This is a genomic window from Paenibacillus sp. FSL W8-0426, assembly GCF_037969725.1.
Taxonomy (GTDB): domain Bacteria; phylum Bacillota; class Bacilli; order Paenibacillales; family Paenibacillaceae; genus Paenibacillus; species Paenibacillus hubeiensis.
Map to the genome: position 1 here is coordinate 3671618 of NZ_CP150203.1, position 22937 is coordinate 3694554.

Below are 22937 nucleotides of genomic sequence, written 5' to 3' on the forward strand. Positions count from 1 at the left end.
AGCCGTCACATTGATATTGTCGATGTTCGGTCCACCTGTTCCCGTGGACACCAGCTTTAAGGTACTCGTTCCATTGACCATCGGAACCTGAATCGATTTTTCCTTCCACGTATCCCCACTGCCCGTGGCTTCAAAAGGAACATTGCTAAGTTCTAATGTACCGTTCACATATACATCCAGATTACTCGTCCCTGACGGAAGCGAATAACGAATCTTTACGTTTTTGGTGCCTGTGCTGCCAATCAGGATTGTATTCCACAGAACAGCCGAGCCGCTCGCATTTTGAAAATGAACATAACCCGTTCCCGTATAGCCTGAAAATGAATTCGCTACCGCTGCTCCGGTCAACGTTGTCGTTGATTCGGCTTCATACGTCGAACCGTTGCCCGAAGTCATGCCAAGCGTGAAGGTTTCCGTCATGTCACTCGGCGGATTCCATGGAGAGGCGAATACAATCGCCCCGTGTTCAATCGCTTTTTTGGCCGTTTCCACTTCCCGCTGCCAATTGTTTTTGTTTTCGTCGATCGGGATACGCAGCACAGAGAAGCCCAGCTGATTCGCACCATTGCCAAAAGCCGTTTCTCTTTCTGCTGCGGTCAGATCACCAATCCAGCCCGAATGTGTCATTCCGCCAAAACCACGAATAACCTGTTTTTGCGAAGAGACATTAATGACGACATCGTTAGCTGCCATCACTCTGGAAGCCGCGGGCACAAAAAACAAGGGCAAAGCTGTCGCCACAGCCAGTACGGTACAGAACGATTTTTTCATGAAAGTATTCACGCATTCTCATCTCCCGACGTTCATGATTTGTACGAATTCAATGCTTACCCCTTCACACCTCCAATCGTCATCCCCTGTACGAAGTATTTCTGGAGGAACGGGTACACCATCAGAATCGGAACGCTGGCTATGATGGTCATGGTGGCCCGAATGGAAGTCGGCGTAACAGCAACCCCGCTGTTCTCGGCCGACTGGTATGCATCACTTGCCGATGAGGTTGCCGCAGTCGTCGATGTCTGCAAAATCTTCATTAATTCATATTGCAGGGTGCTGAGTTCCTTGTTGGATGAATTGTACAGAAATACGTCGAACCAGGAATTCCACTGACCTACAGCCACAAAGAGTGATACCGTTGCCATTGCCGGAATGGTTAAGGGAAGGACAACACGGATGAATGTCGTAAACTCCCCTGCCCCGTCAATGCGGGCTGACTCGAGAATGCCCTCAGGCAACCCTTCGATAAACGAGCGGATCACGATCATGTTGAACACTCCAATCACTCCGGGAATGATATAGACCCAGAAGGAGCCAATCAGCCCGAGATCACGAATCAACAGATACCCTGGAATCAGCCCTCCGCTGAAGTACATCGTAAATACAAAGAACATGGTCACAAACTTGCGAAGCACAAATTCCTGCCGACTGAGCGTATAGGCAAGCATGGCGGTACAGAAAACGGACACGATCGTCCCGATGATCGTACGAAGCGCCGAGATCAGCGTGGCATGGTAGATGTCGGATTCCCCAAAGATATATTTGTAATTATCCAGTGTCCACACACGGGGCCACAGATAGATCCCCCCGCGAATGGCGTCGTTGGCGTCATTGAGGGAAACGGCTATCATATTGAGAAAAGGGTAGATCGTGACAATCATCAAACAGACCATAAATATGATATTAAATGCATCAAACGCCCGGTCCCCGGCGCTGCTGTTCCGCAAGCGGGATGATTTTGCTTTTGGCATGGTCTAGGCCTCCTCTTAGAATAATCTGCTTTCTCCCATTTTTTTCGCAATGTAGTTGGCGGTGAAGAGGAAGATGAAGCTGACCACGGTCTTGAAAATACCTGCCGCTGTACCCAAGGAGAAGTTCCCCATTCCGAGACCATACTTCAGTACAAAGATATCCAGGTTTTCTGAATAATCCATATTCATTCCGTTGCCCAGCAAGTATTGAGGTTCAAATCCGGATTCCAGGATGCTGCCCATATTCATAATGAGCAAAATAACGATAACCGGCTTCAAGCCTGGCAGCGTAATATACAGCATGCGTTTGAACCGGCTGGCTCCGTCAATCTCCGCAGCCTCATACTGGGCAGGATCAATCGCCGTGATTGCCGCCAGATAGATGATGGTGTTCCAGCCAACGTCTTTCCACACCTCGGTAGCGCCCAGTATGCCCCAGAAATACTCCCCTTTCCCCATCCACAACACCGGACTGTCGATCAGGTGAAGCTTCATGAGCAGCAGATTGATAATGCCGTCTGGTGACAATACGGTCAGGACGATGCTCGAAGCGACAACCCAGGAAATAAAGTGAGGCAGATAGCTGACCGTTTGCACAAAACGTTTAAAAATGATATTCTTCAGCTCATTTAACAAAAGCGCCAGCGTAATTGCGGTAACAAACCCAAGCACCAGTTTGATCGAACTCATGACAAGCGTATTTCGCAGCACCCGATAGAAGGTATGATCCTCAAAGAGGGTCTGAAAATGTTTCCATCCCACCCACTGCTGATCCGTAAATGCTCTGGCCGGCTTGAAGTTCTGGAAAGCCATCGTCCAGCCCCATAATGGCAAATACTTGAAGACAAACGCCCAGACGACAAAAGGAATACACATCCAGGCCAGCGTTCGTTGCTGCACAAGTCGTTTCCAAAAAGAGGTTGCTATGGTTCCCTTCGGGCCGGAAGCCGGCGGCATAGCTTGAAGAGATGCATTCGGTTTCTCCACGATGCAGATGCTCCTTTCCCATGCTGTTATTCATGCGCGGAAAAGCCTGGTTAACAGGTAGTCAACGTCTTCTCCAGCGCACGTAACAGTTTGTTTTGACCATCAATTTACCATTTGCCTGCAATCCGGTTTTGGACAATCTCGGTGATGGTTTTCTCGTAGCCTGCTTTGTCCAGCTTGTTCAATTCGGTCATGTAGGCATTCCACAGATTGTCGAAGTTCGCTGGTGTACCCAGGATCATCTCGGGCAAATATTTACGCTGCAAATCATCCGATTTCGTTGTAAAAATCTGTTCCGGTGAGCCCTGCTCCAGTGCAATGGACCATGCTGGGAACCACGGACGCTCTTCCGGCTTGTTGAATAGTTCACTAAAGCTCTGGATGCCGTAGGCTTCTAGGAATTTCTTATCTCCTTCGGTGTATGTTGCCGCGACTACTTCAGGCTGATTCCCCGGACTGTATGCGTTTCCATCAGAGAGGGTGGATTCTCCTCCATAGCGCGGCCAGTCTGTACCGAAATACGTAAAGCCGAATTTGCGGCTCAACTCCAGATCATCATGCATTTTCCGTTGATCATCGTTCGCATAATAGTAGCGGCCTTTTTCATCCACGCTGTAGGTTTCATCCTTGATGCCCCACTGTACCAAAATCTGATTCTCTTCTTTCAGCAAATTGTCAAAATACTTGATGATACGTACCGGGTCTTTGGCATTAACCGAAATTCCGGTTGCATAGTTGTTTACAAAGCCGGGAGGATCAATGTACTGATCCTTGATGCTCTTGTCAAAGACAATCGGAAGAGGTGCATAACGCTTCTCATCAATGCCTGCTGCAAGCAGGTTTTTGGAGGCATCCCCGATCTGCCAGCCATAGTTAAAATATCCGAGAACACGACCCGAAGTCAGTTTGGCCAGATATTGGTCCTTGTTCATCGTGAAGGACTCCGGATCAAGCATGCCTTTGGCGTTAATTTCGTTCAGCTTCTTGATCCACCGTTTCTGCTCATCGGTTCCGGCAACCACCTTGGCTTCATGGGTCTTCATATCGACCATAACGCTGCCGTCATTCGGATATCCAGCGAGGTGCATGGCCGGATTTTGCAGGGTGAAAAAGTTGTTGGCTACGCCCGCAAGGGATACAAAACCGATCGTTTCCGCTCCGTCAACCGTAGGATGTTTCTCCTTGTAGTCCTCGATCAGGTCGAAGTATTCGTCCAGCGTAGTTATCTTCGGATAGTCAAACTCCTTAAGCACAGAACGCTGAATCCAGAAAGCTCCCCCGCCTATATTGGGGCTGCCCGAGTATTCTCCCTGATTGGCTGTATACGGCAGCGCGTAGATTTTTCCGTCTTCCGCGTTTCTCATTTTGTCAAAGTACGGTCCATACACCTTCTTGATATTCGGTCCGTACTCCTCAATCAGATCATCCAGCGGAATGTAAGCTCCGGCATCCAGCAGCTTCGACATCTCTCCGCTGGAGCTGATGACATCCGGGTAGTCTCCGCTCGCAATCATGACGCCGGCCTTGGTCGCGCTGTCCCCAACCAGGTATTCCATTTTCCAGTCCACGCCCGTCTGTTCCTGCAAGGCCTTGCCAATCGTTGTTTCACTTGCCAAGGTGTCCTTCTTGCCCGAAGAGAACAGGTAATAGGAGAATGTAACCGGACTGTTATCCTCTTCACCTGCAGCTGCAGGCGCTGGGGTTGAATGGTTCGCGCTGCATCCTGCCAGCAGGGCGATCAGCGCTGCAGCCAAGCCTGCCTTTTTCAAAGTCGGTTTCAACATGAATCAATCCCTCCAATGGTATAATCTCAATCGATATGCATTACCACTTTCCTGCTACCCGGTCCTTTACAGCCTGTGTAATTGTAGCCTCGTACGTTTTCTTGTCCAATTGATTCAACTGGCCCATGTAATCATTCCAAGTATTTTCAAACGCCGTAGGCGATTCCATGATCATTTTGGGCAGGAATTTTTTCTGAAGATCATCTGCCTTCGTAATGAAAATCTGTTCAGGTGAACCCTGCTCCAACGCAATGGACCATGCAGGGGACCAAGGGCGTTCATCCGGTGTGCTGAACAGCTCGGCAAACGTCTCTACGCCATACTTTTCCAGCAGCAGCTTGTCGCCGTCCGTGTAGCTGAAGGTAGCCACTTCGGGCTGATTGCCTGGGCCATAAGCATTCCCGTCCTTCAGCAAGGAGTTATTGCCGTATCGCGGCCAACTGTAGTTGAAATAGTCGAATCCAAACTTCTGGCTAAGTTCCGGATCTTCATGGTATTTGCGCTGCTCGTCATTTTCATAATAAAAGCGCCCTTCTTCATTCACGCTATACGTTTGATCCTGAATGCCCCACTGTACCAGAATCTGATTTTCTTCCTTGAGCAAATTGTCAAAATACTTGATGATTCGTACTGGGTCCTTGGCCTTGACGGTTATGCCTACACCATAGTTGTTCACAAAGCCCGGCGGATCGATATACTGGTCTTTGACAGTCTCATCGAACACGATCGGCAGCGCCACGTAACGCTTGTCATCGATTCCAGCCTTTTTGAGATTGCTTGTTGCGTCACCCACCTGCCAGGAATAACTGAAATATCCAAGCACCCGCCCGGAAGTCAGTTTGGCCAGATACTGATCCCGGTTCATCGTAAAGGATTCCGGATCGAACATGCCTTGTGCGTTCACCTCGTTCAACTTCTGAATCCATTGTTTCTGATAATCAGACCCGGCTACGAGTTTCGCTTCATGGCTCTGCATATCCACCATCACACTGCCATCATTCGGGTAACCTGCCAGATGCATGGCCGGATTTTGCAGGGTGAAGAAGCTGCTTGGTTCACCTGCAAGTGTGGCGAAGCCAATCGTGTCCTTGCCGTCCATCTGCGGATACTTCTGCTTGTAACGCTCAATCAAGTCGAAGTATTCGTCCAGAGTGCGGATTTGGGGATAATCGAACTCTTTCAACACCGCACGCTGAATGTAAAATCCCGTCTGAAAATTGGGTTCTGATACATATCCGATGTTGGCTGTGTACGGGAAGAAGTAAATCTGACCATCTTCCTGCCTAAACTTGTCCATGTAGGGACCATATACACGCTTGATATTCGGTCCGTATTGCTCAATCAGCTCATCCAGTGGAATAAATGCACCTGCATCCATCAGCTTCGCCATCTCTCCACTGGAATCAATAATGTCCGGATAATCACCACTGGCAATCATGACACCTGCCTTGGTTGCACTGTCACCTACCAGGTACTCCATCTTCCAATCCACACCCGTTTGTTCCTGAAGCTTCTGGCCGATCGTGGTGCTGCTTGCCAGAATGTCCTTCTTTCCCCCGCCAAATGTAAAATACTTGAACGTAACCGGCGTATTGTCCTCGCTGTCTGGAGACGTTGCCTCCGGACTGGCTTTGTTGCAGCCAGCGAGCGTTAATGCGAGCAAGATAACCAGACCTGTGAACAAAGATTTCTTTCTAAACATGTGGTAGATGCCCCCCTTTGACGACCTTCGTATCGTGAAGCATCCTCAATATATCAAGATAGCGCTTACAATGTTACCCATGAAAGTGTACCTTCTGCTTAGAAAAGTATATTGTCCCCTCAGTCACCACGCATGCACCTTTCATTCAGCGGCAGCTTGATCCGGATCTGTGTCCCTTCACCTTCCCGACTGTGAATGGAGAACGTGAAGCAGTCACCGTAACACAGTCTCAAGCGGCTATATGCATTCTTCATGCCGACATGTTCCCCCATATCCGTGTTCTGATCCAGATACTTTAGCAGCTCTTCCAGCCTGGATGAAGACATGCCGATCCCGTTATCTTCGAGGCATATGTGAAGATGATCATCTTCTGCGGATACGGAGAGCTGAATCAGACCTTGACCCGGCGTGGACTCAATCCCGTGAATGCTCGCATTTTCTACAAACGGAAGAATAACCATCTTTGGAATTCGAACCATAATCACCGCAGGGGCTGCCTCAATCCGGTACTGAAGCTTTTCGCCAAAACGATACTGCTGAATCTGCAAAAAGCTGTCGATCAGTTCCAGCTCTTCCTTCACCGTCACATGCTGCTGGTTCCAGCTGATCGATTTCCTGAACATTTTAGCCATATGATGTACGATTTTGGCTGTTTCCTTCTCGCCTTTGATCAGGCTCCGCATCCGCACGGATTCGAGCGTATTGAACAGAAAATGAGGATTAATCTGACTGTGAAGCGCATGAAGCTGTGCCTGCTGCTGTTTAAGTTCCAGATCTTTCTTCTGAATGTCCGCCAGGTACACCTCATCGATCAAGCTGCGAATCGTCTCGGTCATCCGGTTGAATTCCGTCGTAAGCTGACCAATCTCGTCTCTCGCATTCTCAGGAGGGATGGTCTGAAAATTCTGCGTTTTTACTTTTTTCATATGTTTCAGAATGCGTACCAGTCTGACATGAATGGATCTGGACATCGCTGCAATGATGATCGAAGGCAATACAAAATTAATACAGGCCAGCCAGACAACAGAGGAACGAGATTTTCGAACCTCCCGCAGGACAATCTCTTCATCCATAACGCCTTGCAGCGACCAGCCTTCCAGGTAGTTAATACCGGAATAGATGCTTTCAAACCGAATCGTCTGGTTCGGAAAATGAATCTTGCTGTACAGCTCCCCAATCCGGTTTCCCTGCGTGTCAGGGCCATTGGAAAAGCGGATATGCCCTTCCGGATCTACCAGGTACACGCTTCCGTCAAAACCACTGTTGCGAAAATGTTCCTTGATGACATCCATATTGAAGTCTATTTTCAACAATTGTTCGATACCTCCCGTATCCAGATTATCGAGTCGCTGAACAAGGCTGAGTGTCTGGTCCGTGGCAATCAATGCCGGATAAGGGGCAGAGTATGCCCGAAATTGCTCATACCAGTTCGTTTTGCGCACAGCCGCCGTCAGCCGTTCAATGTACCCTGAGGATAAGATGGTTGGATTATCGGTGTATACCTGGTACCAGCGAATTCCCTGGCTGAGCTGTCCTGAAAATTCCCCTTTCAAATATGTATTGTAGGCCTGAATATATTCAAAATGACTGCCAAACGACCGGGACAATGTATCGTTAAACACAGGATCGGCATAGAACGAATACGATAAGGCCACTGCCTGATCAACCGTAACGCGCAGGTCATTCCTCAGATTGTTCATGGCGACACCAGCGTCACGCGTTTTCTGACTGCGGATATTCGCCGTGGTTACTTGATAGAAAACTACATTGGTAACCACGATGGGAATAAAAACAGACAGCACATACATGAGCAGCAGCTTGTCCCGAAGTTTCATGTAATTCAGATTCCACCGGATCATTGGACACCTCGCTGTCCATTTTCCTTCAGCAGATTACGGTAGGCTGTGGGTGACATCTTGACGATCTTCTCGAACTGGGTCACAAAATAATCGGCGTTCTGGAACCCTACGCGGGCGGCGACCTCATACATTCTCAGATCCGTTTGACGAAGCAGCTTTTTCGCCTCCTGGATGCGCAGGTTCAGCAAATATTCATTGAAATATTGATCGTAGCTTTTGCGAAACAGACGGCCCAAGTAGACCGGATTCATATAAAACAGGGCCGCAATGCTTTTGAGACTGATGTTCTCGGTATAATGGGCATCAATGTATCGCTTAATCCTGCTGATATCCCCTTTGGATTGCTCCATCCGCAGCTGTGTGATGTACCCCTCTGCCTCCTTCAGGGCTGCCAGAAAAGCTTCCTTCAGCAGTTGCAAGCTCCAACCCTCATGACTTTGTTCTGCCAATGTCTTCAACCGCTGAAGCCCCGCGTCGGTTCCACCCATCTCATGAACGACCGCCAATATTCCCGTAATACAGCGCAGCAGAGAGCCGGTTACCGCTTGAGGGGAAAAGCGACGAGCATGAAAAAGCTCAAACATGTCATTTACAATCGCAAGGCACGCAGAGCGGTTCCGTTCCTCCAGACTCAGGATTAAGGGGTCAACATCTTCCTGATTCACATTAAACACATAAAGAGACTTGTCCCTGATATCCGTATACCGCACAAAACCTCCTTGTTCTGCATATTTGTGCTTGGCCGCCTCTGCCGCTTCCTCATAAGACCTCGGAATTTCGCATATTTCATGTACAAGTGTGCCTGCATAGAAACCCGAATCTGCATGTAAATGTTCGCTCAGTTCCTTGTGGATGGCATGCAGTTTGTCTTCCACATGACGTTTCGAAATTTGTCCCTTCCATAACAGCATCAGACCAAATCTGCCGCGCTGCTCCTCCATGACGAAGATACTGAAACCATCCTCCTCCAATGGATGAAGACATTCGCGAAGTTGTTGAAGAGTCACTGTTCTCACTTCCAAACCCTGCTGCGGTTCAATCAGCGCAATCATCAAACTAGCCTGATGACCTATTCCAAGCATCTCGGCATATCGATGCTCTTCCGCCTTATGCACCTGGCCTTTGATCATGTTCTCCAGCATCAGGCTGCTGGCCTGTTCCTCTGGCAAAAAAACATGTTTGCGTTTCGTACGGATCAGGTTCCCCGCTTTTTGCAGCGTTGCTGTCATTTCTTCCTCATCGATCGGTTTCAGAATATAATCCTGAACCCCGTACCGAATAGCCTGCTGCGCATACTTGAAGTCGTGATAACCGCTAATAATGATGAATACGGGTTCCAGGTTCGGTGACTTCACCACGGAGCGAATCAGTTCCAACCCATCCAGAACAGGCATACGAATATCGGTAATAATTACATCCGGCTGCAGACACTCTGCCCTGTCCAGTGCTTCGAGACCGTTCTCCGCTTCTCCGGCGATCTCCATGCCGAGTCCATGCCAGTCAATCAGTTCATGCATTCCTTTTCGAACAAACATCTCATCATCCACCAGCAATACCTTCAACATTCAATCGTCCCCTTCCCTAACCAAAAAATAAACCGAAGGCATCGTTATTACCTCTGCCGAATCCGACACAGCTCCTGCATTGCAAAGTTTGGAATTTGGTTCAGAAACGCCTTATCGGAAAGCGTTTGCATTCTCTGATTCAATGTGCCAGCTGGTTTACAGTTTATAGATTGTTGCCTGTAAATTCATTGCACGAATCGTCCTATTGATTGCGCGAAATGACAACCGATTCACGCCCAAAAGCAAGTATAACGTGTCTCAGATTCGTTACATTTTCAAATAGGCGAAATTGCACCAAATAGCTTCACCTCAGTTCGTTAGCATAGATCAGTTAATGATGGGGCACGACAAAAAGACAAAGCAAAAGGAACGAAGCAGAATATCGATCTGTTTCGTCCCCTCTTTGCTTCATCATGGCAGCAGTCATAGACCTTTCATCTGACGACTATAAGTAAACTGCTGTTGATCATGATTCTCCTTACCAAAGCATTCTTTGTTTCAATCATTTTTCGTTTTGTTCCTTTACTTCCATTCCTCTAGTAAAAAAAACGATACCAATAGCAGCAAAAGTTACATAATTACTTATTCTTGCTATGACGTCTTCATCATTCTCGTAATTAATCCAAAACAAGAGGGCGAATGGCGAAATGATCATTAATACCTTCATAACCAACATAAATACATATTGGACTTTTTGCTTTCGTAAATTCCCTTTTGTTGAGGTTATTCTAAGGCTGACCTTCGAAGAGTCATAGATGGTTATTAGTAATGCGATGATACTAGTGTATGCCGTTATTTTCGAGCTCATTTGAATCCATGGAATAAATGCTACTACGGCAATTCCTAGATAAATTCCTGCAGCTAGGTAAAAAAGGTTGCTTTTGATTTTTCTTTGCAAACTCTCTCGCTCCTCACTTTTATATATCTGTTTTACCATGATTATACAACAACAAGTTTTTGTAAACCTTGTATTATGAAATATCTCTGATTGGTGAACAACAAAAAGACCGCCGAGCTAAGCTCTGCCGTCCTTTGTTGCAATTATTCGCTTGTATAATGGTAAGAACTACATTTGCAGTTTATTCAATCCCTTTAATAGAATGGTTGTTTGCTGAATATCTCCGCCGCGATCAATATACGCAGACCACTTGGGAAAAACCTCTTTGAAGAATTCATTTCCTAAATCGGTTAAATCTGAGCTTCGCAGCACCAAATCGTCTTTGAGCGAGCCATCCTCATGGAAAGGTTCTATAACTATTAACTTGTGCTCTGCCAAAAAATTCATTAGTACCGTTGTCATTGAAGTAACTTGCTGTCGATAAGACAAGCTTTTGCTTCTTTTTAACATCGTGGGATAACTGTATCTTAATATACTCACGCTGATCACCTCAAATTCCACCTACTGGTTATGACTATTCTAATGTATACATAAATCACCAGTCAAATGAGGAGGATTCATGCCTATTATATATTCCCTACCTTAATCTCCCACTCTCTTTGCGCTGTCGTCATAAAAGCTGGACCTTGGGAGACAAAGGGACCATTGCGGGGACAAACAAACCTTCTTAATTCCATGTTCAAGTGGCACTACATCATCCAAATTCCGGTACAAATACTCCACTATCGAGCCGTAAGTAGCACCAAAGGTCGGTCATCAGATCAGTGGATCGTCTCTATTCAGCCCTTCACTGCCGAGCCTACTGTCATCGCACGCTCGACCTGCTCACTCAAGAAAAGATAGACAAGCACCATCGGCAGAGATGCAATGGTCATGACAGCTCCCATGGCTCCCCAATCTGTACTGTAAGAACCCTGAAAGAATAACAGACCAAGCGGCAGCGTTTTCATATTCTCATCCGAGATCAGAATGTAGGCAAGCGTGAACTCATTCCAGTTATTTAGGAATTGAAAAATAGCCACGGTCGCAATCGCTGGAAGTGCCAACGGTACAATGATACTGAGAAATAGACGATAAATGGTGGCTCCGTCCATACAAGCCGCTTCTTCAATCTCCTTCGGAATCGCCATCAGGAAGCCATAGAACACCATCGTAGAGAATGGGAGTCCAATAGCTACATAAGGCAGAATCAAGGCTCCATAGGTATTGGTCAGGTGAAAATCACGTACCAGCAGCGCAAGGGGAATCATGATGACCTGCAACGGCATGAACATGCCGATAATCATGTACGTCCGCGCCAGCGAGTTGAAGCGCCATTTCATACGGGCCACGGCAAAAGCAAACATCAGAGCCAGCAGCATAATCAGTAAGGTGGAGATCGTCGATACCACGAAGCTGTTCATGAAATACCGCGGGATATTGAATTGCTGCCAGGCGTTGATATAATTCTCAAATCGAAAGGTGGTGGGCAATCCAAACGGATTGGTCACAAATATCTCATCATTGTTCTTCAATGAATAGGAAATCATCCAGAATAGCGGGTAGATTGATACGATCAGGTACAGCCACAGCGGTAGCTGCAGGACAGCTTGTCCGATTTTGCGCAGAGCCGTTGTACTCATTTCCGTTCTCCTTTACATGTCTAGTTGCATTCATGCGATTAGGCTTGTTGTCCACGGTCAAATACCTTGTTGATGATTACGGTAGCTAGCAGCGAGAGCAGCACCAGCACCACGGATACAGCGCATGCATAGCCATAATTACTCTCCATGAAGGCATAGCGATAGATCATGAAGGTGAGGGTATAGTTAACGGTACCTGGACCTCCGTTGGTCATGATCAGCATCTGTACGAACGCACCGATCCCTGAAGTAATAGCAATGATGAAGCAGAACTTGTAGGTCTCTCTCATCAAAGGCAGGGTGACGTATAGATGTGCCTTCCATTTGCTGCAGCCGTCGATTGTGGCCGCCTCGAAGTAATCCTCCGGAATGGATTTCACCCCTGCATATAGAAGCGCGAATTGGTAGCCCATGAACTGCCAGGCATTGACAAAGGCAATCGCAATAATGGATTCCGTCGGAGAATTGAGCCAGTTCTGCTGATACGGAATATGCAGCAACGTGAACAGGCGGTTAATGAGTCCGTTGGTCGGATCGTACATCGCAATCCATAGCTGGCATACAACCGTAACCGACAGCACAACGGGAATAAAGTAGGCGGTCTTCAACAATTTTCGACCACGAGTACGGGGATCGGCGCAGATCAGAGCAAGGATCGTACCGAGCCCAATCTGGAAGACAACGAGCACAAGGGCGAAAATGCCCCCGTTCTTCAGCGAGGTCATAAGCAGCGGATCATTGAACAGCTCGATATAGTTGCTGAGTCCCGAGAACTCGGGTGTGCTCAGTCCGTCCCAATCATAAAAGCTGCGAACTACGGTCTGAAGTACGGGATAGATTATAACAATACTGTATATCAGCAGTGCTGGCAGCAAAAACAGAGTCAGTGCTGTCTTGTTACCCAAATATTTATTCATGTTTTTCTTCCACCCTTTCTGTCTATCAGAGCACCCCTTGATGAAAAATCACCAAGGGCTGCCGGGTTCCTAGTTCTCTTTATCCAGCACACGATTTAGACTTTCGATGAATTCCTCTGGCGTGTAGCTATCCACCAGTAGAAACTGTGTGCCGTCATTGATGGCATTCGTAATCGCCGTATTACTTAACAGCTGTGCGTAATTCTCTGCATTCGGCAGAAGATCGGTTGCTACACGCTGCATCATGGCAGGAACATCCGAAGCGATCGGCAGGTCAACCTTAGGCGAAACGATTGGGCTGCCCAGCTGCGTGTAACGGTATTCGGCAGACTTAGCCGCCAAGAAAGCTGCGACTTCGACCGCTGTATCTTTGTTCTTGCTGCCTGGATATACGGCATACCCTTGCGGAGCTCCCGCCCCGTTGATGAAATACTTGGATTTCTCATAGGTAGCCTCGTCCTTGGCTGGCCAATACATCCAGTCCACCTGATCTCCCAGCTTCTCCTGCGAACTGTAAATCTCCCATTGGCCATTTACGAACATGGCGGCTTTGCCTTGATAGAACAAGGAGGACGCCTGATCATAGTTGGTATTCGTTGCATTCGCATCGAATAATCCCGCTTGCTGCAGCTTCTTCATCTGCTGAGCGGCAGTCACGAAAGCGTCAGGCAGCTGTTTCATGCCCTCTTGACCCAACGCACCAAAGCCTTGCGGCTGCTCGCGGGTCACCAGACCGTTATAGAAGGCGGTCGTAATCCACTTTTCCTTCGCAAATATGGACATCGGCACATAGCCGGCAGCCTTCAGCTTCTGCGCAGCCTCGGCCATCTGATCAATGGTCTTGATCGGTGTCTGGATGCCAACCTGTTCGAAGATCGATTTGTTGTAATAGAGGATCTGGAACTCGATTCCCGTATCGGGATAAGCGTATACATGATTGTCCGGCGCTACCAGACGGGATTCTACGCCCGGATTCAGATTCTGCTTGAATTTCGTGGTAGCTTCATAGTCATCCAGCAGCTCGACATTTTTGGATTTTGCCATCGTCTGCAGCGTCGACCAGTCTGTAAAATAGATATCAGGCATATTGCCCGTTGCCGCATAAGTCTTCAGCTTCTGATAGCCATCCTGGACCGCAGCCTCCAGCTCAATTTCTACATTCGGCATTTCCTCTTTGAGCTTTTCCACCGCATAATCGAACGGCTTGGACGTGTCATCATCAAAATGCTGGGCATACACCTTCAGTTTGATTGTCCCATCGCCGGATGGATTCGATGCTTCCGGAGAAGAGGATTCCGTGCTCCCGCAAGCAGCCAAAACCAATGACATTGTAAGCGTTAGCAATGCTGCCTTCAAACGTTTGTGATTCCGTACTTTCATTTCATGGCCTCCCTGTGCAGCTCTCAATTGACTGCGTTTTCATTGATGTAGCTATAGTATAATCAACACGGACATGGTTCTTTAAGGAACAAAACGGGCACTATCTGTAAAAAACGGGACAAATCCCGGCAGGTCGTTCATGAAATGCCTTGAAAGGAAGAGCAGCCATCCTTCAATACCGAAGAATAGCTGCTCTCTATGATCGTAATTTATGGCTTACTTTTATAAATACTATATGGGTTGAACCAATGATTTTTACACAGAGACACTACGCGGGTCAGCACCATCTTCCGATCGCTGTTATCCCCAGATTTCTTTGATCCCCTTTTTCAAGGGGAACATCCGGTGATCAGCCTATGCTTCCGATGCAGCTTTCTTACAGAAAGCTTTTAAGCGACCGCTTCGCTTCTCCAGATTCTTTCTGCCCTCTTGGTAATCGTGTAAATTTCCGGTTCAATCTATATATTATAAAAAGTACAGACGATTATTTGCAGCTATCTCTTCTTGATCTGCTCATATTCGGTCGGCGTCATGCCAAAGCATTTTTTAAAGGACTTGCTGAAATAATTCGGGTCGCTATAGCCGACGCTCTCCGCGATTTCGTACAGCTTGCGGTTGCCCTCCAGCATTAGCTCCTTAGCCTTCTTCATCCGAATATGTGTAATATGATCCACGATCGAGAAGCCGGATTCCTTGCGGAAGACGCGCCGCAGATAGCTGGGGTCGACGAATACTCCGGCGGATACCTGCTCTGCAGACAGGTCTGGGTCTGAATAGTGCTCCTGGATATAATGAATGGCCGCAGCGAACAGGCTCGAGGCCTTCGTCGGGCGGATTTGCTCCATCAACCGAATCAGGCGATGGTATAGCGATACCAGCCACTCCTCGGCGGCCTCCCAGCTTCCAAGCCCTCGCAAATGATCATAAGGAGAGATCACATCCCGGTGATCCCATAGCCGATCATAGCCCATGCCCCGTTCACTCGCAAAGGTCAGAGCCAGGGACAAAATCCCCATCAATGTCGCATCCGCATACTCGTCTCCCCATTCATGCATTCGGAGCTGTCGCAGAGCTCTGCGGACCTCCTCCAGACACTCGCTGTCCTTCATGAGCAGTCCCAGGACGACCGCATCGCGCAGGCTTCCAAGATCGGGCGCTACAGCCCGGACGCCACCAGTACTTTCCATAGACTCCCCAGATTCACCGCGCTTCTCTGCAATCGGCAGCTTCGGCAGATCCGGCCCAATCCGTGTCAGCATCGCGCTCATCTCTTCTGCATTAAAGGGCTTAAGCAAATAATCCTGAACGCCTGTGCGCACCGCTTTTTGCAAATATTCGAACTCGTTATGCCCGGAAATGAATACAATCGCCATCCGCTCGAACCGAACCTTGAGCCGCTGCGCCAGTTCAATCCCGTCCATGAACGGCATATTAATATCGACCAGTGCCAGGTGCGGTTTGTGCTTCTCTGCTTCCTGGAGCGCCTCTTGTCCATTTCTCGCCTCACAGCAGACCTGGAAGCCATGACGTTCCCAGTCCATTTTCAGACGCAGAAAATCACGAAATAACGGCTCGTCATCAACAATCATCACTTTATACACGCTATGCCTCACTTCCCTTTTTCAGCATCGGCAAAGACAGCTCGACCCTTGTCCCCTCTCCGGGAACGCTATGCACCATAATTCCGTATTCCTCTCCAAAATACAAATTCAACCGTTGCTGAACACTATACGTACCGATCGAACGCGTAACCGACTCGGATGAATCCCGTGACATAATAGCTTCTACCTGTGCGGCCTCCATCCCTACCCCGTTATCCTCTACCCGGATGATGACCTTGCCGTTCTGACTGAAGGCGGATATACGGATGAAGCCCTTGATGCCTTTGGCCTTCAACCCATGATAAATCGCATTCTCCACCAGAGGCTGAAGCGACAGCTTCGGAATCGGGGTGCCCGCCAGCTCAGACGGAATGTCAATCTCGTAACGGAATACATCAGGATAGCGGATCTGCAGAATCGTCAGATAGTCGTCCGTCAGCTCCGTCTCCTTCTCCAGAAGGATGAGCTCTCGTCCTTTATTCAAGGCCGTCCGGTAAAAATCAGCCAACGCCTTGGTCGTATCTCTCGCTTCATCATGACGGTCCAGCTCATTCAGCGCATAGATGGTATCCAGCGTGTTGTATAGAAAATGGGGCTTGATCTGTGCGCTCATCAAGGCGAGCTCAAATTCACGCTTGCGATTCTGCTCCTGCCTGACTGTGTCGAGCAGCTCCCGCACCCGTCTAACCATATAGTTAAAGGCCTCGGCAATCGTACCGATCTCATCCTCGGAACGTACATGCGCTACGGTATGTATATCCCCGTTCACTACCTTTCGCATCGCCCCAGTCAGCTGCTCCAGCGGACTGACGACCATTCGGGACAGAAAGCTCGCACCCAGCCAGGAGAATACCAGGCAGAACACGCCAATCGCTGCGGTTAATCCGACATTCTTGCGTACATCTGCCATAAGCAAATTCAGGGACACAACATTCACGAGCTTCCAGTTCATCCGGTCGTAATTGACTACTGTAATCAGATTACCGTTCTCCTGGAACGAGCACGCTGCAGCGGAAGAGTGACCGGCGCAAGACTGCATGGACAGCACCAGCTCGGAGCTAATCGGTTGCATCAGCTGCGCATGATCTTCAGCTACGACCACCTGGTTGCCCCTATCGAGAAAATAGTAGGCTTTCGGCGTGGATGCATCACTGGATTTCAGATATGCAGATAACCGCTCCTCCTTCACCAGCAGGAACAAGGTCCCGTATACTTCCCCATTGTCGATGTGAATGACCGTCTTGCGGAGCGTCAGAATCGGAGAGGCCGGGTCCTGTGTCAGCATGTCTCTGCGTTCCATGTCGATCCAGCTCGCACGCCCATAGCTGTCCAACTCCTGACCGCTAACCACCAGCTTGCGGATACGCTCGGCATCCCCTTTCTCGTCATAGGAGGAGTATATGTTCCCGCTGCGATCCACGAATACAGCTCCGTCTACCTCCTTGAAGATCGATACATCTATGGACAGGCGGCTCTGCATCAGATTCGCAAAACGCGTCTTCTCGACCGTGGATTCCGGAGACCCGCCATTCGATTCATACAAACGGTTAATATTCGTGACCATAATATTCGCGGCGGTCTCTACACTGCTGAAAATGTAATCGGTTCTAGACAAAATCAGTTGAGATTCGTCCATCACATTGCTGGTTGTCCGCTCAATCAAGGAGCGGCTGAAGATTTGGCTCGATCCGGCACCAAGAATAACCAATGATAACATGATTAAGGGAAGAAACAGGGCAATGACCTTGCTCTTGAAGCGCAGCCGCCCGAACCATTGATGTGCCAAAGACAAGTACTTGTACATGATTCGCCCCCGCAATTCGAAGAATACTCATCATGTTAACACAACTCCTCCACAGAAGAGTAGATAGAAAATGCTAGAAAGCCGGGGAAGATGTAAGCGGTTATTGAAATCGCTTGTAGAGTGTGATAGGCTCAAGATACTGTTTTAGTAAAATTATTAACTAAAAGGTGTGAGCGCAGTTGGCAACGATCAAGGACATTGCCCGGCAAGCCGGCGTATCCGCCGCAACCGTATCCAGAGTTCTCAATAATGACCTGTCTCTGTCCGTGAGCGAGGATACCAGAAGCAATATATTCGCCATTGCGGAACAGCTCCAATATAAGCCCAAACGGCTCGGACAGCTCAAGCGGAACATGCAGCGTGCCGGCAAAACGGTCTCGCTGCTGCTCTGGTGCTCCATTGAGGAGGAGCGTGACGATCCTTACTATGCTTCCATCCGGCGCGGAATCGAGATGCGCTGCGAGGAGCTCGGGCTAACACTGGGCCAGACCTTGCGAGGACGCCTCTCCATAGCCCAGCTGCAGCCTGCCGACGGACTCATCGTAGTCGGTGGCGTCAACCCGGAAGAAATCACATCGGTCCCGATCAACAAGGAGGCTATCGTCCTGGTCGATCAGTATCAGGAACTAATGGACTATGATACGGTGCGGGTACATTTTCGCCAAGCGGTCGATCAGGCTCTGGGCCATCTACTGGAGCTTGGACATCAACGCATCGCCTTCATCGGCGGCGAGAGCACTGGAGAACGACGGGCCCACTATTTCAAGAAATTCATGGAGGAGCGAGGATTCTTCAACCCGGAGCTTGTTCGTGTAGGAGCTTGGAGCAGTGCTGATGGATACCGCATGATGAATGAGCTGCTGGCAGAGTCGGAGCGGCCTACGGCTGTATTCGCCGCCAGCGATCCGCTCGCCGTCGGCGTGCTGCGCGCGCTTCACGGGCACGGGCTGCAGGTACCGCAGGATATGGCTGTCGTCGGTTTCGATGACATTGAGATGGCCGCTTACCTGCAGCCTGCGCTCACTACCATCCGAGCCTATCCCGAGCAAATGGGCCGCGCCGCCGTACAGCTGCTCTCCGAGCGACTTGAAGGGCGGGAAGCCCCGGCGCATAGTGTGATCGGAACCAAGCTTATTGTAAGAGAAAGTTCTCGCCCTAGGACGCTTGAAGCGAATCCCGGGTGATCCGCACGGCACGATGACATTATTATTGCTGCAGGAGAATAATGGTCACACACATTTGAACTTCAAGTACCGACGGCTATAAGCCTGATCGGGCAACAAATCATTTTGAACCCGGGAGTGAATCTGATGAATATCCATGTAGACGAGACACTAGGCCTGTTTCATTTGCAGTCCAAAGACAGCAGCTATCTGTTCCAAATCATTGAAGGCTATCCTGCCCATCTGTATTGGGGTGCGCAACTGAACCACGATGCCAGTCTGGGGCACATTCTGGAGCTGCGGGAGCGCTGCTCGTTCTCTCCGAATCCGATACCTGCGAATCGTACGATCTCACTGGACACGCTGCCTCAGGAATATCCGCAATTCGGCACCAGTGACTTCCGTCAGCCCGCTTACCAAGTGAAGCTGGAGGATGGCAGCAGAATTACCGAGCTGAAATACAGCGGCTACCGCATCGTCCCTGGAAAGCCCAAGCTGACAGGACTTCCTGCTGTCTATGCAGAAACGGATGAGGAAGCTACGACGCTCCACCTGTATCTTAAGGATGATTATTCAGGCCTTAAGGCAACTTTGCTGTACACCGTTTTTGCCAATCATAGTGCGATTGCACGCTCCACTTTATTTGAACATGAGGGCAAGGCTGCACTTCACCTCGAAGAAGCCATGAGTGCATCCGTAGATTTCAGCGACTCCGAGTACGAGGCTCTCTATCTGTCGGGTGCCTGGGTACGCGAGCGCCATATTCAGCGGAAAGAGCTCGGTCCTGGCGCCTTGCGTCTGGACAGCCGCCGCGGCTCCAGCAGCCACCAGATGAACCCATTCCTCGCCCTGCTCCGTCCGGACGCCACTGAGGATCTTGGCGATGTATACGGCTTCAGCCTGGTGTACAGCGGCAATTTTGTCGCACAAGCCGAAGTTGAACAATTCGGACAGACCCGGGTCAGCATCGGAATCAATCCGTTTGATTTTTCGTGGCAGCTTGCGCCCGGAGAGTCGTTCCAAACGCCTGAAGTCGTGATGGTGTATTCCGATCAAGGGCTGGGAGGCATGTCTCGTACCTATCACCGCCTGTACCGGACTCGTCTATGCCGCGGCAACTTTAGGGACGAGGTGCGTCCGATTCTAATCAATAACTGGGAGGCGACCTACTTCAATTTCGATGCTGACAAGATCGAAGCGATCGCGAAGGAAGCCAGTCCACTCGGCATTGAGCTCTTCGTCCTTGACGACGGGTGGTTTGGCAAGCGTGATAATGATGACAGCTCTCTTGGGGACTGGTTCGAGGATCGACGCAAGCTGCCGGGCGGTCTAGCTGATCTGGCCAAACGCGTCAATGATAAAGGCATGCAGTTCGGCCTGTGGGTCGAGCCGGAGATGATCTCGCCAGAAAGTGAGCTGTACCGCAAGCATCCAGACTGGTGCCTGCATGCCAAGGGCCGCCGTCGTACGGAAGCCCGTTCCCAGCTTGTGCTTGATCTGTCACGCAAGGAAGTATGCGATTATCTGTACGACACGCTAAGCGCCGTATTTTCCTCGGCCCCGATCACTTACGTGAAGTGGGATATGAATCGGAACATGACGGAGGTGGCCTCGGCGTCTGCCTCCCGTGAGCGGCAGCAGGAGACGGCTCATCGGTATATCCTTGGACTATATGATCTGCTGGAACGCCTGATCACCAGCTTCCCGCACATTCTGTTCGAAAGCTGCTCAGGTGGTGGCGGCCGCTTCGACCCAGGTATGCTGCACTATATGCCGCAAACCTGGACCAGCGATGATACGGACGCTATCGAGCGATTGGCGATCCAATACGGTACGAGCATCGTCTACCCGGTCAGTACGATGGGTGCGCATGTATCGAATGTACCGAACCATCAAGTACACCGTACCACCTCCCTTACCATGCGCGGCGACGTGGCCATGAGCGGAAATTTCGGCTATGAGCTTGATCTGACCGCACTATCCGCGGAGGATAAGGCTCTGGCAGCAAGACAGGTCGCCCAATACAAGGAGATCCGTTCTCTGGTACAGCAGGGGGATATGCACAGACTGCTCAGCCCGTTCGAGGGACGCGGCAATACGGCCTGGATGTTCGTGAACGAGGATCAGTCGGAGGCATTCGTGGCCTTCTTCCGTGTGCTGGCCGAGGCCAATGGACCGATTCGGCGTCTGAAGCTCAAAGGACTCGACCCGAACAAGAAATATCGAATCGAATCAGGCACTGATGCTGCTGGCAATGAAACATCCCCATTCCGACAAGCCTTTGGCGGACAGAGCTTCGGTGGCGATCAGCTGATGCGGATCGGTCTCGTCATCTCAGATCTCCAAGGCGATTTCGCCAGCCAGACCTTCCGTCTGCGGACTGTGGAGTAACTGAATACGCTGTTATTTGAGCTAATGTTCATTAAAGAAATACAGTAAAGCAGCTAGCCGGCAGGGTAACGAAGAAACAATATAAGTGCGCCAGCTTCATCGCATATGTATATGCAAGCAGCCAGTTAAAGAGGGTCCCCCCCTCGATAACTGGCTGCTTTTTTCGTCGTTATACTTTAGCAAAATGGCTTTTGATTATCTCGGCGGCCCGCTTGAAACCGCCGGCATGCCGTAAAGATTCGCCGATAAGGTAAGCCTGCTGCTTGTAGCGCGGATTGCTCAAAACTTCTGTTAATGCCGCTCTCAAATCTGTTGCGCTTAGAGCATGTTTGTTTAAAGTGATGCCCCCTCCCAACTCCTGTACCCGTTTGGCGACAAGAGGCTGGTCCGAAGTTAATGGAATCATCACCAATGGCACGTTGTAATAAAGGGCTTCACTCGCACTGTTCATCCCCGCATGTGTAATAAAAACATCCGTATGCTGCAGCATATCGAGCTGTGCAATGTATGGTTTGACGATAAAATTGTCAGGAATCCGATCAGCCAGCGGCTCCATATCCGTGTATTTTCCAGAAGATAGAACAACATTCACCGGCAAATCTCCCAAGGCTTCAAAACAAAGCCGATAGAAATCCAGATCCTTATTTAAAATGGTGCCCATGGAAATGTACACCGTTTGCGGATAACGTTCACGAAGCAGCTTGAACGAGAAGGTCGGTGCATCTGGGCGCGGTATGATCGAAGGACCCGTAAAAATAAAACTATCGTCCAGCTTATCTGCCTGCGGCTGAAAATAACGGCTTGTATATACGAGCTTTAACCGACCTGCATGTGACGGAATCTCTTCCAGCGCTGGAACCTTCACTTGAAACTCTTGAGCTAACTCACGAATTATCTTCCTCGTGGCCTCATACAGTCCCCCGCTATCCGTCTCCTTGTCATTCGATCCTTGGCCAGCCCCTAGAGGTTCTACAAAAGCAAAGGAGGCGATCGAACACACCGCAGGAATTCCCAGCTTTTCTGCAAGAATAGTCCCTCCCCAGCCTATCAGGGAATCAAAGATCATATAATCGAACTTTTGATGTTCAATCACTCGAAGTACCTCAGGGACGATTTTTCGAATGATACCGCCTGCCATCATATAAATGAACTGATAAGGATGTTTGTACTCCTGAGGTTTCAATACCGGGTCATGAGAGAAGGCATCTTGAGGAAATGGATAGGTAAGTAATTGGGCTCCGGTTTGTTCAATTCGGGAACGGTACTCCTCAGAACACACATAGACAACTTCCTCGCCATGGTCAATCAACTGAGTAACTAATCCTAATGACGGATTCACATGGCCTTCAGCCGGAGTAATGACAACTAACACACGTGCCATCTGGTTTACCTCCCTATAAAATAATAATTTCCCCCGTTCTTCGTGATGGATTTTAACGACGAACCGTTATTTGTTATATGGGAAGATTCTCCTTCGCGTGGCTTATCGGATGATGTTCTTGATGAACGAGTTCTG

The 22937-nt window shown here is 49.3% G+C and carries 16 protein-coding genes and 2 pseudogenes; 2 read left to right on the top strand and 16 right to left on the bottom strand.

The genetic code is table 11. From position 1 onward, the window contains the following. Positions 1-15: 15 nt before the first annotated feature. The 15 genes and pseudogenes from MKY59_RS16415 to MKY59_RS16485 form a co-directional block, all read right to left on the bottom strand. Positions 16-420, bottom strand: a pseudogene (locus MKY59_RS16415) (carbohydrate-binding protein); the annotation flags it as partial. After that, positions 406-783, bottom strand: a pseudogene (locus tag MKY59_RS16420) (glycosyl hydrolase); the annotation flags it as partial. The pseudogenes MKY59_RS16415 and MKY59_RS16420, both read right to left, overlap by 15 nt. Before the next feature lie 44 nt (positions 784-827). Beyond that, entirely contained in the window at positions 828-1748 is a 921-nt protein-coding gene (locus tag MKY59_RS16425) for a carbohydrate ABC transporter permease (RefSeq protein ID WP_236412656.1), read from the bottom strand. A 15-nt stretch (positions 1749-1763) separates the two neighbouring features. Then, positions 1764-2705 carry an ABC transporter permease subunit gene (locus tag MKY59_RS16430; RefSeq protein WP_339278414.1) on the bottom strand — a complete coding sequence of 314 codons (942 nt, stop codon included), beginning with the start codon at positions 2703-2705 and terminating at the stop codon, positions 1764-1766. Between the two features lie 137 nt (positions 2706-2842). Then, positions 2843-4519: an ABC transporter substrate-binding protein gene (locus tag MKY59_RS16435; protein WP_339272395.1), complete on the bottom strand. Its 1677-nt coding sequence runs from the start codon at positions 4517-4519 to the stop codon at positions 2843-2845. A gap of 40 nt (positions 4520-4559) precedes the next feature. Beyond that, complete coding sequence (locus MKY59_RS16440) at positions 4560-6221, bottom strand: ABC transporter substrate-binding protein (protein ID WP_339272397.1); 1662 nt, start codon at positions 6219-6221, stop codon at positions 4560-4562. Positions 6222-6340: 119 nt separating this feature from the next. Continuing rightward, on the bottom strand, positions 6341-8080 hold the full coding sequence (locus MKY59_RS16445; RefSeq protein ID WP_339272399.1) for a sensor histidine kinase: 1740 nt from the start codon (positions 8078-8080) through the stop codon (positions 6341-6343). After that, positions 8077-9645, bottom strand: coding sequence for a response regulator (locus MKY59_RS16450; RefSeq protein WP_339272401.1), 1569 nt, complete (start codon positions 9643-9645; stop codon positions 8077-8079). The genes MKY59_RS16445 and MKY59_RS16450 overlap by 4 nt, the downstream gene beginning before the upstream one ends. A 502-nt stretch (positions 9646-10147) precedes the next feature. Then, on the bottom strand, positions 10148-10543 hold the full coding sequence (locus MKY59_RS16455) for a hypothetical protein (protein ID WP_339272403.1): 396 nt from the start codon (positions 10541-10543) through the stop codon (positions 10148-10150). Positions 10544-10711: 168 nt separating this feature from the next. Then, complete coding sequence (locus tag MKY59_RS16460; RefSeq protein WP_339272405.1) at positions 10712-11032, bottom strand: hypothetical protein; 321 nt, start codon at positions 11030-11032, stop codon at positions 10712-10714. Between the two features lie 290 nt (positions 11033-11322). Further along, on the bottom strand, positions 11323-12165 hold the full coding sequence (locus tag MKY59_RS16465) for a carbohydrate ABC transporter permease (RefSeq protein ID WP_236412646.1): 843 nt from the start codon (positions 12163-12165) through the stop codon (positions 11323-11325). 38 nt (positions 12166-12203) lie between these two features. Next, positions 12204-13082, bottom strand: a complete 879-nt coding sequence (locus MKY59_RS16470) for a sugar ABC transporter permease (protein ID WP_339272407.1) — start codon at positions 13080-13082, stop codon at positions 12204-12206. A gap of 69 nt (positions 13083-13151) precedes the next feature. Beyond that, positions 13152-14462, bottom strand: a complete 1311-nt coding sequence (locus tag MKY59_RS16475; protein ID WP_339272409.1) for an extracellular solute-binding protein — start codon at positions 14460-14462, stop codon at positions 13152-13154. 494 nt (positions 14463-14956) lie between these two features. Then, a complete protein-coding gene (locus tag MKY59_RS16480; protein WP_236412643.1) occupies positions 14957-16063 on the bottom strand; it encodes a response regulator in 1107 nt (368 codons plus the stop codon). Between the two features lies 1 nt (position 16064). Then, on the bottom strand, positions 16065-17867 hold the full coding sequence (locus MKY59_RS16485) for a sensor histidine kinase (RefSeq protein ID WP_339272411.1): 1803 nt from the start codon (positions 17865-17867) through the stop codon (positions 16065-16067). 179 nt (positions 17868-18046) lie between these two features. Between MKY59_RS16485 and MKY59_RS16490 the strand changes: the two genes are divergently transcribed. Together MKY59_RS16490 and MKY59_RS16495 are read left to right on the top strand one after the other, a co-directional pair. Further along, positions 18047-19051 (top strand): LacI family DNA-binding transcriptional regulator, encoded by a 1005-nt coding sequence (locus tag MKY59_RS16490; protein ID WP_339272412.1) that lies wholly within the window; start codon positions 18047-18049, stop codon positions 19049-19051. Positions 19052-19177: 126 nt separating this feature from the next. Then, positions 19178-21421 carry an alpha-galactosidase gene (locus MKY59_RS16495; RefSeq protein ID WP_339272413.1) on the top strand — a complete coding sequence of 748 codons (2244 nt, stop codon included), beginning with the start codon at positions 19178-19180 and terminating at the stop codon, positions 21419-21421. A gap of 169 nt (positions 21422-21590) precedes the next feature. On the opposite strand, the gene MKY59_RS16500 is transcribed toward MKY59_RS16495, so the two are convergent. Continuing rightward, positions 21591-22802 (bottom strand): macrolide family glycosyltransferase, encoded by a 1212-nt coding sequence (locus tag MKY59_RS16500; protein WP_339272415.1) that lies wholly within the window; start codon positions 22800-22802, stop codon positions 21591-21593. Positions 22803-22937 lie beyond the last annotated feature (135 nt).

What these genes read in the sequence shown, in the direction of transcription:
- MKY59_RS16425 (WP_236412656.1), bottom strand. Translation starts at nt 1,748, where the DNA reads ATGCCAAAAGCAAAATCATCCCGCTTGCGGAACAGCAGCGCCGGGGAC.
- MKY59_RS16430 (WP_339278414.1), bottom strand. Translation starts at nt 2,705, where the DNA reads ATGCCGCCGGCTTCCGGCCCGAAGGGAACCATAGCAACCTCTTTTTGG.
- MKY59_RS16435 (WP_339272395.1), bottom strand. Translation starts at nt 4,519, where the DNA reads ATGTTGAAACCGACTTTGAAAAAGGCAGGCTTGGCTGCAGCGCTGATC.
- MKY59_RS16440 (WP_339272397.1), bottom strand. Translation starts at nt 6,221, where the DNA reads ATGTTTAGAAAGAAATCTTTGTTCACAGGTCTGGTTATCTTGCTCGCA.
- MKY59_RS16445 (WP_339272399.1), bottom strand. Translation starts at nt 8,080, where the DNA reads ATGATCCGGTGGAATCTGAATTACATGAAACTTCGGGACAAGCTGCTG.
- MKY59_RS16450 (WP_339272401.1), bottom strand. Translation starts at nt 9,645, where the DNA reads ATGTTGAAGGTATTGCTGGTGGATGATGAGATGTTTGTTCGAAAAGGA.
- MKY59_RS16465 (WP_236412646.1), bottom strand. Translation starts at nt 12,165, where the DNA reads ATGAGTACAACGGCTCTGCGCAAAATCGGACAAGCTGTCCTGCAGCTA.
- MKY59_RS16470 (WP_339272407.1), bottom strand. Translation starts at nt 13,082, where the DNA reads ATGAATAAATATTTGGGTAACAAGACAGCACTGACTCTGTTTTTGCTG.
- MKY59_RS16475 (WP_339272409.1), bottom strand. Translation starts at nt 14,462, where the DNA reads ATGAAAGTACGGAATCACAAACGTTTGAAGGCAGCATTGCTAACGCTT.
- MKY59_RS16485 (WP_339272411.1), bottom strand. Translation starts at nt 17,867, where the DNA reads ATGTACAAGTACTTGTCTTTGGCACATCAATGGTTCGGGCGGCTGCGC.
- MKY59_RS16495 (WP_339272413.1), top strand. Translation starts at nt 19,178, where the DNA reads ATGAATATCCATGTAGACGAGACACTAGGCCTGTTTCATTTGCAGTCC.
- MKY59_RS16500 (WP_339272415.1), bottom strand. Translation starts at nt 22,802, where the DNA reads ATGGCACGTGTGTTAGTTGTCATTACTCCGGCTGAAGGCCATGTGAAT.